Raw genomic sequence first — 14,161 nt, 5'->3', positions numbered from 1 at the left:
GAAGGAACATTTCCAATGTCCACGTTTTTCCGTCTTTTTTCTCTGGCGACTCTCTGCTCGCTAGTCGTTGCCCCAGCCGCTTGGGCGGACGAATGGCCTCAATGGATGGGCCCGCAACGCGACGACGTCTATCGCGAAACCGGTGTTATTGATTCGATCCCCGAGTCTGGCTTGAAGGTGAAATGGCGGATGCCGATCGCCGGCGGTTATGCCGGACCAGCCGTGGCTGGCGGCCGCGTCTTCGTGACCGACTACAAGGCAACCACACCAGAGATTTCCAACAACCCAGGCGCGCGTCAGGATCGAACCGGTCAGGAACGCGTTCTGGCCTTCGACGCCGAGACGGGCGAATCGTTGTGGGAATATGCTTACGAGCGACCTTATTCGATTAGCTATGCCGTGGGGCCACGTTGTACGCCAACCATTGATGGGGAACTGCTCTTCTGGACCGGAGCTGAAGGGGACCTCGTCTGTTTGCAGGTCGAAACGGGCGAGTTGGTCTGGCGACGAAGTTTGTCGAAAGATTTTGGGGCAGAAATTCCAATCTGGGGCGTCGCCGGGCATCCGCTTGTTTCAGGGGACCTGCTTTACATTCCAGTCGGTGGCGAAGGTCAAGGAATCGTGGCCCTCGATAAGCGAACCGGCGAAGTGCAGTGGAAGTCGCTCGATGCCCGCATGGGGTACGCACCGCCGGCGATCATCAAGGCCGGCGGAACCGAGCAGTTGATTTTCTATCATCCGGAAGGGGTCGCCTCGCTGAACCCTAAGACCGGCGAAGAATACTGGCAGCTCGAACTGACCCCTTCCTACGACATGTCGGTCGCTCGCCCGATGGTGGATGGCAATCGGATGTACGCCAGCGGGATCCAGAATGAGTCACTGATGATGGAGCTGGCAACCGATAAGCCTGCCGCCAAGGAACTTTGGCGAGGTCAGCCGAAGAATGCGCTTTACAGTGGAACCTCCAGCCCTGTTTTCGTGGATGGCGTTGTTTATGGCAGCGATTGCAACATCGGCAGTTTGATCGCGGTCGATGCCAAGACAGGCGATCGGCTATGGACCACCTTCGAGGCGACCCGGCCCGAGGTGACGCGTTTCATCAAGCACGGTACCTGTTTCGTGACACGTCTTGGCGAAAGCGATCGTTACCTGATTTTCAGCGAAGTGGGCGATCTGCTGGTCGCCAAGATGACGCGTGAAGGCTTCGAGTCGCTCGGCCGCTTTCATGTGCTTGAGCCAACCAGCGAGGCGTTCGGGCGTGGCGTGGTGTGGACCCACCCAGCCTATGCCGGCCGCACTGGGTTCTTCCGCAACGACAAAGAGTTGGTCGCGGTCGATCTGAGTGCTGAGTAGTTTTGCCTGGGAAGTTTAGGCAGTTACGGCAAATTTGAATTCCAGTGCAGAGGAAAGTAGGCGTCTCGAAGGGGGCGCCTACTGCCGTTTTCGGGGCCTCTGGCCACTATTGCCGGTATAGAACGAAACTCTTATCATGAGCGGTTTCCATGTGCTGTCACACTGTAGACGGTGCATTCAGGTCCATATCTCTCGGTGATTCTGGCCTTTTTCAGAATTCGCAATGGCTATAGCGTAGCCAGCGTTGCTTCTGGAGGCATTTGGATGCCACCAGTGAGTCAGACAAGCGGTAGGAAGCTCGGCGGAAATGTTTGATTTGTCGGTATTGCCAGTTCATCTTCTGGCACAGCAGCCCGATCTTTCTTCGCTTTACACCTGGCTTCCCATCGTGGTCATTCTGGTGTTGGGCTACTTCATGATCTTCCGGCCCGAGCAGCAAAAAGCGGCAGAAGCCAAGCGGATGCTCGAAGGGCTGAAGAAGAACGACCGCGTAGAGACGATCGGAGGCATCATCGCTACTGTGGTTAGTGTGAAGAAAGACCAGCAAGAGGTCATCCTTCGCCTGGACGATAAGTTGGGCACGGAAATGCGGGTCCGTATGCGAGCGATCGGTGTCGTTCTCTCGAAAGAGGGAAAGACAGGTGATAACGCCGGATCCTAATTACCGCTGTTCGCAACTTTTGTGGACGATTCACGGACGAATTCCCCCTTTCCAATTCAACCATACGACTTGCCCGGCACACTGATGCTGCCGAGGCTTGGAGACACGCAATGCAGAAGAGTTGCACGATTTTTGCTGTCATGCTCGTGCTGACGCTGATGGCCACCCTGGTGACCGGCGTCGACATCGGGACCGATGCTGGCGGAAGTTCGTGGCTGGGCTCGACCGCGATGGCGCAGGCGCCTTCGCAGGAAGTCCTTGGCCCGACGATTGAAGTCACCCCAGTCCCCGAACAGAGCTCCGGAGGCTCGCAGGCCCTGAACGTTTTGGGGGTGATTGTTCTCACCCTGATCGTTCCTTACATCCTGGGTGTTTGGATCGCATCGTCGATTCGACTTCCAGAAATGGGACAGAAGCTGGGTGTCATCCTTGCTTCGCTGGTCTGCAGTATCAGTATCTGCTTCCTGCTGTGGCCTCCCAAATTCGGGATCGACCTCCAGGGTGGCGTGATTCTGGTCTACGAAGTTGACCAAAAGGCGAGCCTCGACCTGCTGGAATCGGACACCACCCCCAACGAATCGGCCTTCAACCTGACGCCTGAAAAGCGTCTGGAGCAAGGGACCGCTCAGCTGATCACCCAGTTGCAGAAGCGTATCAATCCATCCGGTACGTCCGAAGTCGTCATTCGTCCTTACGGCGAAAACCAGATCGAAGTGATCGTGCCGCAAGCCGAATCATCGGACTTGGCTTCGATCAAACGCTTGATCACCAAGGCAGGTGTTCTCGACTTCCTGATTGTCGCCAACAAGCAGGATCACGACTTCCTGATGACCCGTGCCGAAGACGAATCGCAGATCGGTGCCACGTTTGTGACCGATCGCAAAGGCGAACGTATCGGCCGCTGGGTTCGCGTGGATGACGATGCTCGCGGTACCGTCGGTGGTGGCAACATCTCCGATCCATCGCTGAAACCTTACGTCAACGGTCAGCGTCACATGGTCCGCGGTGGCGGTCCTGGTCTGCCACTGGAAGTTCTGATGCGAGTCGAACGTCCGGAGTACCGGCTTGGTGGTAAGCACCTTTCGTCGGCCGCTGTGACCCGAGACGAATATGGCAAGCCAGCCGTTTCTTTCGAGTTCGGCATCGACGGTGCTCGCCGCATGGGTCACCTCTCGGCCGAAAACCTGAGCGAACCCAACATGCCGCGTAAGCTCGGCATCGTGATGGACAACTACCTGATCTCGGCACCGAACATTCAGAAGGTGATCACCGATCGCGGTATCATCACCGGTAGCTTCACCCAGGACGAAGTCGACGACTTGACCCAGGTGCTGCGTAGCGGTCGCTTGCCGGTTGTGCTGCGTAAAGAACCAATCAGCGAACAGAAGATCAGCGCCACGCTGGGTGACGATACGATTCGCAAGGGTCAGATCGCCATCACCATCTCGTTGATCGCCGTTCTGATCTTCATGGCAATCTATTACCGGGTGGCCGGTTTGGTGGCCTGCTTCGCACTGCTGTTCAACCTGGTGTTGGTCTTGGCCGTCATGATCGCCCTGAGTGCCGACCTGACGCTGCCCGGTATCGCCGGTCTGGTGTTGACCGTTGGTATGTCGGTCGATGCGAACGTGCTGATTTATGAACGTATCCGTGAAGAGTTGGCTGGTGGTGCTTCGCTGCGAGTCGCACTCTCGAACGGTTTCAGCAAAGCGATGTCGACCATCGTCGATGCCAATATCACGACCTTGATCACCGCCGCGGTTCTGTTCCGTATCGGTACCGACCAGGTTCGTGGTTTCGCCGTGACTTTGTTCGTCGGTATTCTGATGAGCATGTTCACCGCCATTTACGTCTCGCGTGGCATCTTCGATATCCTCGAAAAGAAACGCGTTATCAAGACGCTCTCGTTCATGCCTTCGGCATCGAGCATTGGCTACGACTTCATCGGAAAGGCCCGTGGCGCGATGATCGGTTCGCTGATCGTCATTGCGATTGGTCTGGTCGGCGTGTTCGGTCGTGGCAAAGACATCTTCGACATCGACTTCAATGGCGGTTCTTCGGTTCAGGTTTACCTCACCGAAGCGATGCCGATCTCGGAAGTTCGTAGCAAGCTGACCGGCGTTCTGCCTGACCTTTCGGTGAGTGCTGTGACGCTGGAAGGTTCGGAGGATCGTATCTACAAGGTCGATACCTCGCTGGCTGAATATGGCGAGCTAGGTAAGGTCTCGATCACCGATCGCAGCGGCAAGACCGCTGAGGTCGACCTGACGGGCATCGATACCTTGAACCAGATCATCCTGGCGTTGGATGCCGCCGACGTAAAAGTCGCCGTGCTGCCAAACACCGATGGTGACGGGATCGAGTTCCAGGACGAAACCGGTGCCGACTCCGGCACGATGTCGGTCAAGAACGTCGACGACAAGACGCAGACCGCATCGAACCTGCGAATGAACTTCAGCACCGATGCTCTGCGTTACAACACCGGCAAGATTCCGGCTGGCGTGGACGTGGTTCAAGACAAGATCGCTCAGGTCTTCACTGGTCCGAACGGCGAAAGCAAGTTGGTCATGCACAGCATGGACTTCACGCCACCTGCCGAAGTGACCGGCGTCGTTTTCCCGGCCGCCACAACGACTCCGGAAGCGGCTCCGGCCACGACCGAAGAATCGCAATCGGCTCCGGAACCTGAAGCAACCACCGAAGAAAAGGCAGACGACAAGCCAGCCGAAGAAAAACCTTCGGAAGACAAGCAGTCGCTGCTGATTCCAGCCTCGACCCGTATGCTGGCCTGGATGCCATGGAACGGTTGGGCGACCGGTTTGCTGCAGGAAGAAGGCGAAGGGGACAAAGAGCCTCCAATGGAAGAGAAAGCGGCTGACGAGAAACCGGCCGAAGAAACTCCAGCCGAGCAAAAGCCTGCAGACGAAAAGCCTGCAGACGAAAAGCCTGCAGACGAAAAGCCTGCAGACGAAAAGCCGATGGAAGAAGCTCCAAAGGAAGAGATGCCAGCTGAGACGACCGCAGCTCCTGCGGACGAAGAAGCGGCTCCGATGACCGAAACGCCAATGGCGGAAGCTCCGGCTGCGGAAGAAGCCCCTGAGGGTGAAGTTCCTGCGACCGGTGCCGGCAGCATGTTCCAGGACATTGCTGGTGGCGTGGCGGAAGGTCCTCGCTTCAAGACTGAAACCAAGCTTTCGTTCGACGAAGGCATCAGTGCCGAAACGGTTCGTACGATGATTCTCGACGCCGCGGACGCCCTGACGGTCGCTCGTCCAGAGATTCAGCTGTTGGACGTCGAAAGCCGTCCGCTGCCAGTCGACAGCCGCGTGAGCCAGGAAGAGTGGACCGTTCGCTTGTCGACCGATCCGGCTCAGTCGGACAAGTTGCTGCAGCAGGTTAGCAAGGGTCTCGATTCGACCCCGGTTTGGCCTTCTTCCAGCAAGATTGGTAGTAAAGTTGCCGGCGACATGCAGACCATGGCGGCTTCGGCCATCTTCTTCTGCCTGATCGGTATCGTTGGTTACATCTGGTTCCGTTTCCAGAGCTTTGCCTTCGGCATTGCCGCGGTGGTGGCGTTGGTGCACGACGTGCTGGTCACCTTGGGGGCGATTGCCATCAGTTACTGGTTGGCTCCGTTCCTGGGCTTTGCACAGATTACTGAGTTCAAGATCAGCCTGCCGGTTGTGGCGGCGTTCCTGACGATCATTGGTTACTCGCTCAACGATACGATCGTGATCTTCGACCGTATCCGCGAAGTTCGTGGCAAGAGCCCGAAGCTAACCAGCGAGATGATCAACATCAGCATCAACCAGACTCTGGGTCGTACGCTGCTCACCTCGCTCACGACGTTGATCGTGGTGATCATTCTGTTCTTCATCGGTGGCGAAGGCATTCACAGCTTCTCGTTCTCGCTGGTGGTCGGTGTGATCGCAGGTACCTACAGCACGGTCTTCATCGCTTGCCCAACGTTGTTGTGGCTGATGAATCGTGAAAAGGCTCCGGCCAAAGACTAAGCCTAGGTCATTCAAAGCCCTCGGCTTCGCTAATCGTTAAAGTTTACGAAGGCGGCATCTCTTGATGCCGCCTTCTTTTTTTGCGCCGAAACAAGCTTCGATCGCACGAACTGCGCCGCGCCAGCATCGCGTAATGAAGAGCGTGAGCGATGTTCCCCTTGGTTGGGATAGGTGCCACTGCGTGCTGGTTTCGTCAGCCGCGTACCATCGTCAGATCACTCGCCAGGCGGTGCCATCGTCTGGCGAACTTCGGGTTGGGTCGTGAAGTCGATCCGAGGATGGGGCTGCCCGAAACTTGCGGCAGTGGCACCTACGACCAACCGGCATCTTCGCCTCGTTTTCCGCAGGCCGAAAAGTCTTCCAGCGTAAAGTTTGCCTGACTCTCGCGGTGCTTATTTTCGCACCCTGCTCGAGCGAAAAACGTGAGAGCGAACTCGAAAAAATGAAGAGCCCGACGCTAGCACGCGTCGATGAAGCGAAGTATCCAGGATGGTCTTCGATAATTGAAGCAAAGGACTGCGTACACGTGACTCCCCAAGATGACGGTACGCAATATGAGTGGCGATTCCAAATTTCTGACCATGGCTGCACTTGGAGTGATTGGCCTTGGTTCAGCCATGCCGTATTGGTCGGCATGGACGACTCCACCTCAGGCAACGCCTGAGGTAACCGCTGCCCCACAGGCAGCTCAACACGCTCCGGTCGAACCTCGTGTCGATGCGCAGCAGTACTGGGACCAACAGGTCTCTCGTCCAGACGTCGTGACGCTTACCCCGCGCGGCGATCAAAGTATGGGCTTGGATAACCCGGCCCAGATTCCTTCCTTGTCGATGGGTATGCAGCAGGGAACACCGATTTCTGCTCAGCCCATTCTATCTGACATCCCTGTCAGTCAGGTTGGCAACGTAACGCTGGCATCGCGTATTGAAGCGGTAGGTGCCACCAATACAGCCAGCCGAGCCGTCGTACCGATCGAGATCCCCGGTACGGCAAGACCGCTGCCTCCAACGACCACGTCTCCCGTGATCACGACGCAGCAAGTGATGAAGCCGCAGTTGCCTGAGACCCAGGTGCAGCAGCAATTCACTCCCCTGCCCCGCATCGCGCCCCCCAACCATGGCGCGAACAACCAACGCGGTTCGGCAATAACGCGGGAGCACCGCGTACGTGATGGAGACAGTCTCGAGTCGATCGCCGAGAAGTATCTCGGCGATCCGCTCCTGGCGGAAGCGATCTATCGGGCGAACCGGGCTCAGCTCGACTCGCCTGAGCTGTTGCCGATCGGTGTCACGTTAAACATTCCGGACACACGCACTGCCATGGCGCCGGAAGCGGCCCCAAGCCAGGTGCAGCCTATGACGAGGCTCCGTCCGGTATCGACTGAAGGTGGATGGCGTGGCGGCGATCAGCCGTTCACCACTCTGGCTCCTCCAGGCAGCTAAGCTGCTTGGAGTGGCTGGTGGTTGGCGCAGCAGTGATCGGTTGATCCGAGCGTGAAGAAAGACACCAGCCGTAGAAACACGCGGTATGCAAGAGAGGGCGGACGATCCGCCAGGCGTTTCGGCTACAGATCGCCGAAGACGCCCAATTGACGATTTGCTTCGTGGCCTAGTTCAACGGCGACGAGCGATCGGTCCAAGGATCATTGGCCTGCAAATCCTGCAGGTGGACCTTGGTGAAGAACAAAATGTCTTTAATGCAGTTCGCACGTGGGTCGGCCAGCAAAGCAGTCCCTTCCAGTGGCGAAGGCTTGGCAGCGAAGAAGACGGTACGGTCTTTGGGTTCCGTGAAGGACTTCTGGCGAATCTTGTCGATCGAGCTGAACAGGCGCTTGGCGTCGCTGAAGCTCGTGCGATCCTGATCGCCAGCAATAATCATAATCGAAACCTGATTCTTGATCACCGGCGACTGAATCGCCATGTTCGCGTTGAAGCCCTTGAAGGTCTTCGGCGGCGAGATCAAGATAAGGCCCTTCACGTCCTGGCCCTGTTTGATCGCCGGCAGAATAGGCCAGCTCCAGTCTTGCAGGGCAAAGTTCATAGCGGCAATCGCGCTGTAATCGCAGCCGACGATGGTCAGCATCTCGATATTCAGCTTGCCTTTGTTGTTCTCTTCCATCAGGAAGCCCTTGATCGCTTCCAGGTCTTGCGTGACGAACGTGTCGAAGTCGCTCGAGCGAACGCGTCCCAGGTCGATCTCGGTGATCTGACCGCCGGGACCTTGGATCGTCTTGCTGGCTCCATGACCACGCAGGTCGACCGTCACCACCGCCAGGCCTTGCTTCTGCATGGCATCGGCCAAGCCGATCAGGTCGTTCTGGCTACGTTCCCAGCCTGGGATCATGATCACTGGGATGGCGGTCTTGCCTTCGGTGCTGGCGAAGTAGGTACCGTGAAGGATCACGCCGTCTTTGGTGGTAACGTTAAACGCTTCCGGTGGCGGAATCTCTTTCTTGGCTCCGGGCTTCTGCCCATGAGCAAACGAAAGGTCCAGGACCAGCACAGCGCACATGGCGACGAACAGTGATAGGGTTTGCAAACGCATCTTGGCCGGATGGGTTGAGAGGTTCGAGGGGATAAGAACGCCAGAACAACGCAACGTAAGTCGTTGTTTGACTTTACTTAATGGTAGACGCTGTTTTCGTACCGGTCAACTTTTCCGTGCCGCCCTTTGGGGGCTTAGTGGGCGACAAACGATTCGTCGAGCATCAGATCTTCCCGCGAATCGTACTTGTAGAAGTTGCGGGCGATACGGTGCGAAATCAGCCGCAGGAACGAACTTCGGAACTCTCGTTCGCTGCTCGAGACGTATGCCAGTTCGTTGATTGGAAATTCGATCGCGCTGGGGGTGTCCTGGAACACCAGGCGGCCGTCATCGTTGATGTCGTAGACCGAAACAGCGTATTCCGCATGTCCCTTGAAGATCCCAGGGTTGGGTTGGATCTCGAAGCGAGCCAGGTCGATGGCGATCACCATGTCAGCGCCGAGCGACTTGCCAGCTTCGCGGTAGTCCATGTTGTCCCAACCGCTACGATCCTTCCAGTCGTCGATTTTCTGCTGCGAGATGATTTTTACCTTGTCCGACTTGGACATGATGAGCGACTCGACCTGTTCGGCGATCCGGCGCGAGGTGGAGTTCTCGGAATAGAACGAAGGGCCAGCGACGCACAAAACGGCGACCTTCTTGCCTTCCAGTCCCGTGTAGCGAGCCGAAACCGTATCGGTATGCAGCAAAGCCGCCAACATGCCGACGCAGCCGCCGTTGCCAACCAGCAACAAGCAGATCAGCCCCAATGGCAGGATGCTGGAAAACGATTGTGGCGAAAGTCGAAACCGTCCGTGGCTCATGGTTCGGTCCATCCCTGGTGATATGTCGTGCGACCTGGCGTCCTGCCGAGTCGTCTTCACAATTGAAAATAGTTGATTCGTACCAGCCAATCTCCTAGCGTCACGGCCACCACTAACACGGTTATGGTGATCAACACGGCATCGCTCGGAGCCGGGACAGTAAGTCGACCAACGATGGCGGAACTTAGCATCCACGGGGCCAGGAAGAGGGACAACAATCCCAGCAAACAGCCAGCCGAGTTCGCTTTGAGCGAGCCCCACACATTCCCCTTCATCAGGTGCGACCAACTGGTGGTCATCCCGCACGAAGGGCATCGCGTGCCGGTTAGTTGCACCAGCGTGCATGGGGGAAGCCCCAGTTGCTGATGCGTTCCCAGGCCTTGGGCGCTAGGACTAAGCCAGGCGGCAGTTGCCAACAAAACGGCCAAAACCGCCCCGCCAACGCCCATCATCAACCGCTGATACCAGCGAAGCGGAGAGGGTGATTTAGGTTCAGTCATGGCAGAATTGCTCTTCAATCGGGCGCGAACGATACCGAAATCCCGCAACCAGAACAAGGCAGGATTCATCGACTTCGATGCTATCAAAGTTAGCGGCCGGTCGGTAGCAATGAGGGGCTCTTCAAGGGCCGCCCCATCCGTGGGACCTTAGGTGGCTCAGGAATTGGGGCGGCAGGAAAAGCTTCGGCCCTAGGGCTGGCTCTGGAGATACGCGAACAGATCACGAATTTCGGCGGCCGAGAGATCGTCGAGCAACCGATCGGGCATCAGTGATTTTTCCAGTGCCAATGGCCCCGCTTCGATCTGTTCGCGAGGGATCACCATCGCAGGGTTTTCGGCGTTCTTCAGCGTGATCGTTTTGTCGTCCTGGTCCACCAGAAAGCCAGACAGCACCCGGCCATCTTCGGTCAGCACGCGATAGTTGGTGTACTCTTCGCGAATCGCCGCGCTCGGATCGACAACCGATAGCAGCATGAAATCGAGATTGGTGCGTTCGTAACCGGTTAACTCTGGACCAATCGCTGCTCCTTCTCCGAATAGCTTGTGGCATGTTCCGCAGCGTTTGGTGAACAGCACCTTGCCTGCCTCGGCGTGCCCTTCTCCTGTCTTAAGGATCGTCGTCGTTTGGTCAAGTCGAGCCGTCAACTCGGCTGGCGTTGCCCGGGTGGCTCCCCAAAGCTTGCTGATTCGCTCGTTCAATTTCGGATCGCCATGCAGCTTCAAGTTCTCGACCAGATCGACGGCAACGTCTGAACGAGGAACCTGGCCTGACTCAATGGCATCGAGAAGTAGCGACGCGTTACTTGGCCGTGCGGTTGCCAGATCGATGATCGCCCGGCGGACGTCACTGCCTTCGGGGGGATACCGTGCCAGCAGTTGTTGCGTGTCCTCAGGAGAATCGAAAGAACCGAGGCCAGCGATCGCCGCGACCCGGTTCTCGCTAGTATCGGTTCCCAGGGCGACTTTTAGCAGAGGTTCGCGGGCAGAGGTCGAACCGATCTGGCCGAGCAGTTGAATCCACTTCAATCGCTGAGCCGAAGCGGTCTTCGGGTTTTGAATTGTTTGAAGGACGGTTTGTTCGGCTTCCTTTTGCCCGGCCCGGACCAATAAGGCCAACTGAGCGTCTGATTTGCCATGGGCCGATGCAAGGATGGCGTCACGTAAGGCGTCAGGGAAATGTTCGATCTTGCGACCTTGAAACGCGGAGTTGATCGCGACCAGCAGCTTTTGCTGCAAGGCGTTGTCGGAAATCGAACGTAAGAGTTCGGCCAATCGGGTGAGGCTCGCTTCGTCTTCTTCGGCAGCTAGTCGCTGGGCCAGACGGGGCAGAATGATCGTGCCGCCGATTTTGGTGGCCGCGAGTTCGGCAGCGGCGTTCATGCTGAGGGAAGATTCATCGGCGTGCGATTCGATCGCCCACCAGGTGAGCAGCGGAATGTGGGGATCGTCGGCCAGTTCGTCCCGGGCCGCCAATTGCTGGGCGATCGCCAGACCCAGCGGTCCTGGTAAACGCTTGGCGGTGGAAGCCAATTGACTGCAAACTTCGACATGCGACTCCTGGCGAGCGAGCGATAGGACTGTCTGGGACATCGCGTCGGCCAGTTCGGACGAAAGTAGCCGCACGCCCCAGACGCGGACGTACGGATCGCTGTGATTCAAAGCGATTTCGGCCGCACGCTGATCGTAGCCACCCAGGGCATCGATCGCCCACAGAAGTTCCAGTGCCAGTTGATCGGTTTCATTCGGAAGTCGGGCAACCAACTTTTCGGCGGCGGCTTGGTCGCCATGTTCGCGGAGCATTCTCTGCGCGAGTTGCCGACGGAGTTTGTTCGGGCTGGCGAGTTGTTCAACTAGCTCTTCCGTCGAAAGCTTCGACAAATCGAGCGGTTCGTAATCAGGGTAGTCGTCCGGCTGCAATCGCCAGATCCGACCCCGAGCACGGTCCCACGTATCGCGGGGATCGACATGTGTCAGCCGCGTATCGCACCAATCGGCGATATAAACGCAGCCATCGGGGCCGACCTTAATATCGACGGGGCGGAACCAGACGTCGTCGGTCTCGATCGCGTTCCATTGATCTTCGGTTTGCCAAGTCGAACCATTCGGCCAGATCCGCGAGACGGCAACATAGTTGTGCAAAGGAACCGGCGCGATCAAGTGTCCCTGGTATGCGGCCGGAAGAGCATTGCTTTCATACTTTACCAGCGTGTGACTGAAGCGTTCGACCGCTGGGTTCTTCATCGCTGGGAAGTAGCCATACGCATGGGGATTGGTTAGTGGACCATGCTTTCCCCAGCTCTTCTGATAATAGCCCCCTGGCACGTAATGAAAGCCACGCGTGTTGCCTCCGTTGTGGCCCGAGTAGATGCGACCCTTGGCATCGAATTCGACGGCGAACGTGTTGCCTCCCCCTTCGGCGAAGACTTCAAACTGATGCGAGTCGGGATGATAGCGCCAGACTGCCTGGCCTTTGAAATGAACCGGCGGATGTTGGGGATCTTTCGGCACGTTGACCGTAGCCCAGCAGGTGCTGCCCTGGGCTCCGTACAGCCAGCCGTCGAGGCCCCAGGTTAGACTATTGGCGACCGCGTGCGTGTCTTCCAGGCCGAAGCCGGTTAAATGGACTTCCGGATCGCCATCCGGCACATCGTTCTGATCTTTGTCGGGATAGAACAGCAAGTAAGGAGGATTCATTACCCACACACCATCCTTGCCTGGCAGCGCACTAGTCACGATGTTCAGGCCATCGACAAATGTCTTGTGCTTGTCGAAGGTGCCGTCACCGTCGGTGTCTTCGTGGATGGTGATCTTGTCGGCTCCGCGATCGTGATGCGGTGGTGCCGGCGGAACCTTATCGAAGACTGCTCGCAGGTGTTCGTCGTATTTGACGATCTTCAGCCCGGCGGGAAAGGGATATTGCAGATATTGCACGACCCACATCCGTCCCCGTTCGTCGAAGTTGATACAGACTGGTTGCCGCACGACCGGCTCGGCAAGGACCAGTTTCATTTGCACTCCGTCCGGCGTGACGAACTGTTTTTCGGCTGCTTCCGGTGCGAGGGCTGGAATGGAGAAGTCCGCCGTTTGCCCGCGCCCCTCGAAGTTGCGAATGTGTTCGCGGACCGCTTCGTTTTCGGCTGCACCAAGCGAACGCTGTTGGGTTTCGTCTTGTTGAGCGAAGGCCGCGGCAACGCATGCCAACGAGATTCCACAAGCAAACAGAGCACGTTCCAGACGCAAACGTTTCATGGCAGGATCGGTGGGTGGGAGGTCGGTAGGCAGGATGAGTTTTCAGTTCTAGCGAGAACCTCGTCGCAATTCCAGTTTTTTTAAGGGATAATTCGAGCAATCAGTCCTGTTCCTCGAGTATCGCCCCACCGCTCTCTGGAGTCCCCATGAAATCGCTCGTCCTCTTGCTCATGCTTTGCTTTCCGTTGGTCCTTTCTGCCGCCGAGCCTGATCTGGCTGCCCTGGAAAAGATCGGGGCGAAGATTCAGCAACGCAACGGTGAAATCCACAGCTTGAACATCAACTGCGATGGCTTCACCGATGACGAATATCGCCTGATCGGTCAGTTGACGATGCTCAAGTCGATCGCGATCAGTGGTAAAGAACTGAACGATCAGCAGTTGGAAATGCTGACCGGTTTGAAAGAACTCGAATCGTTCATGATCAATGGCTCGGTGCTGACCGACGATGGCTATCGCCACTTCGCATCGTTCCCAAAGCTGACGCGACTGTCGCTGTTCCATCCTTCTCGCAAGATCGAAGCGTTCAACGGTTCTGGCCTGGCTCATTTGAAGACACTACCGGCGCTCAAGTCGTTGACCTTCGCCGGGGCGACGGCTGGTAACGAAGCGTACGAAGCCGTCGCGCAAATCTCACAGCTAGAAAGCTTTCGCGAATGGCACAACACCGAAACGAGCGAAGGATTGAAGCATTTGCCAAAGCTGAAGAATCTGAAGTCGATTCGCTTGGGCCAACGTTTGCCGAACTGGGGCAAGGAGACGCCCGCCAGCTTCGATAACGAAACCTTGGCGATCCTGGCTCTGATGCCTTCGCTGGAAGAGATCGAGCTGACCGAAGCACGCCTCAGCTACGATTCCGTCGCCCAGCTCAAGCAGTTGCCAAACCTGAAGAAACTGAAGATTAATCAGGTCGATATTTCAGCGGAAGAAGTCGAGAAACTGAAGGCTGCCATGCCAAATGTCGAGATCCAGTTCGACCCGCTCACTGAAGAACAGGCCGACATGCTGACCAAAAAGCTGAAGCTGTAAACTTCCAGCG

The 14,161-nt window shown here is 57.1% G+C and carries 9 protein-coding genes; 5 read left to right on the top strand and 4 right to left on the bottom strand.

Annotated elements, in window-relative coordinates:
* The first annotated feature begins 15 nt into the window (after nucleotides 1–15).
* The 4 genes from ABD890_RS03895 (at nucleotide 16) to ABD890_RS03880 (ending at nucleotide 7,469) form a co-directional block, all read left to right on the top strand.
* Nucleotides 16–1,353: a PQQ-binding-like beta-propeller repeat protein gene (locus tag ABD890_RS03895; RefSeq protein WP_345086077.1), complete on the top strand. Its 1,338-nt coding sequence runs from the start codon at nucleotides 16–18 to the stop codon at nucleotides 1,351–1,353.
* 307 nt (nucleotides 1,354–1,660) lie between these two features.
* Nucleotides 1,661–2,014, top strand: a complete 354-nt coding sequence (yajC, locus tag ABD890_RS03890; RefSeq protein ID WP_345086075.1) for a preprotein translocase subunit YajC — start codon at nucleotides 1,661–1,663, stop codon at nucleotides 2,012–2,014.
* Nucleotides 2,015–2,124: 110 nt separating this feature from the next.
* A complete protein-coding gene (secD, locus tag ABD890_RS03885; protein ID WP_345086073.1) occupies nucleotides 2,125–6,027 on the top strand; it encodes a protein translocase subunit SecD in 3,903 nt (1,300 codons plus the stop codon).
* A gap of 581 nt (nucleotides 6,028–6,608) precedes the next feature.
* Nucleotides 6,609–7,469 carry a LysM peptidoglycan-binding domain-containing protein gene (locus ABD890_RS03880; RefSeq protein WP_345086071.1) on the top strand — a complete coding sequence of 287 codons (861 nt, stop codon included), beginning with the start codon at nucleotides 6,609–6,611 and terminating at the stop codon, nucleotides 7,467–7,469.
* A gap of 166 nt (nucleotides 7,470–7,635) precedes the next feature.
* On the opposite strand, the gene ABD890_RS03875 is transcribed toward ABD890_RS03880, so the two are convergent.
* The 4 genes from ABD890_RS03875 to ABD890_RS03860 form a co-directional block, all read right to left on the bottom strand.
* A complete protein-coding gene (locus ABD890_RS03875; RefSeq protein ID WP_345086069.1) occupies nucleotides 7,636–8,571 on the bottom strand; it encodes an alpha/beta hydrolase in 936 nt (311 codons plus the stop codon).
* 134 nt (nucleotides 8,572–8,705) lie between these two features.
* Nucleotides 8,706–9,374, bottom strand: a complete 669-nt coding sequence (locus tag ABD890_RS03870) for a hypothetical protein (protein ID WP_345086067.1) — start codon at nucleotides 9,372–9,374, stop codon at nucleotides 8,706–8,708.
* A 56-nt stretch (nucleotides 9,375–9,430) separates the two neighbouring features.
* Nucleotides 9,431–9,874: a DUF2752 domain-containing protein gene (locus ABD890_RS03865; RefSeq protein WP_345086065.1), complete on the bottom strand. Its 444-nt coding sequence runs from the start codon at nucleotides 9,872–9,874 to the stop codon at nucleotides 9,431–9,433.
* A 189-nt stretch (nucleotides 9,875–10,063) separates the two neighbouring features.
* The gene (locus ABD890_RS03860) at nucleotides 10,064–13,123 is read right to left on the bottom strand and encodes a PVC-type heme-binding CxxCH protein (RefSeq protein ID WP_345086063.1); all 3,060 of its coding nucleotides are present in this window, start codon (nucleotides 13,121–13,123) and stop codon (nucleotides 10,064–10,066) included.
* A gap of 146 nt (nucleotides 13,124–13,269) precedes the next feature.
* Between ABD890_RS03860 and ABD890_RS03855 the strand changes: the two genes are divergently transcribed.
* On the top strand, nucleotides 13,270–14,151 hold the full coding sequence (locus ABD890_RS03855) for a hypothetical protein (RefSeq protein ID WP_345086061.1): 882 nt from the start codon (nucleotides 13,270–13,272) through the stop codon (nucleotides 14,149–14,151).
* Nucleotides 14,152–14,161 lie beyond the last annotated feature (10 nt).

This window comes from Bremerella cremea, assembly GCF_039541315.1.
In the GTDB taxonomy this organism is placed as follows: domain Bacteria; phylum Planctomycetota; class Planctomycetia; order Pirellulales; family Pirellulaceae; genus Bremerella; species Bremerella cremea.
The sequence above is the reverse complement of the archived record's forward strand: the minus strand, read 5'-3'. Positions and strand labels throughout refer to the sequence as shown.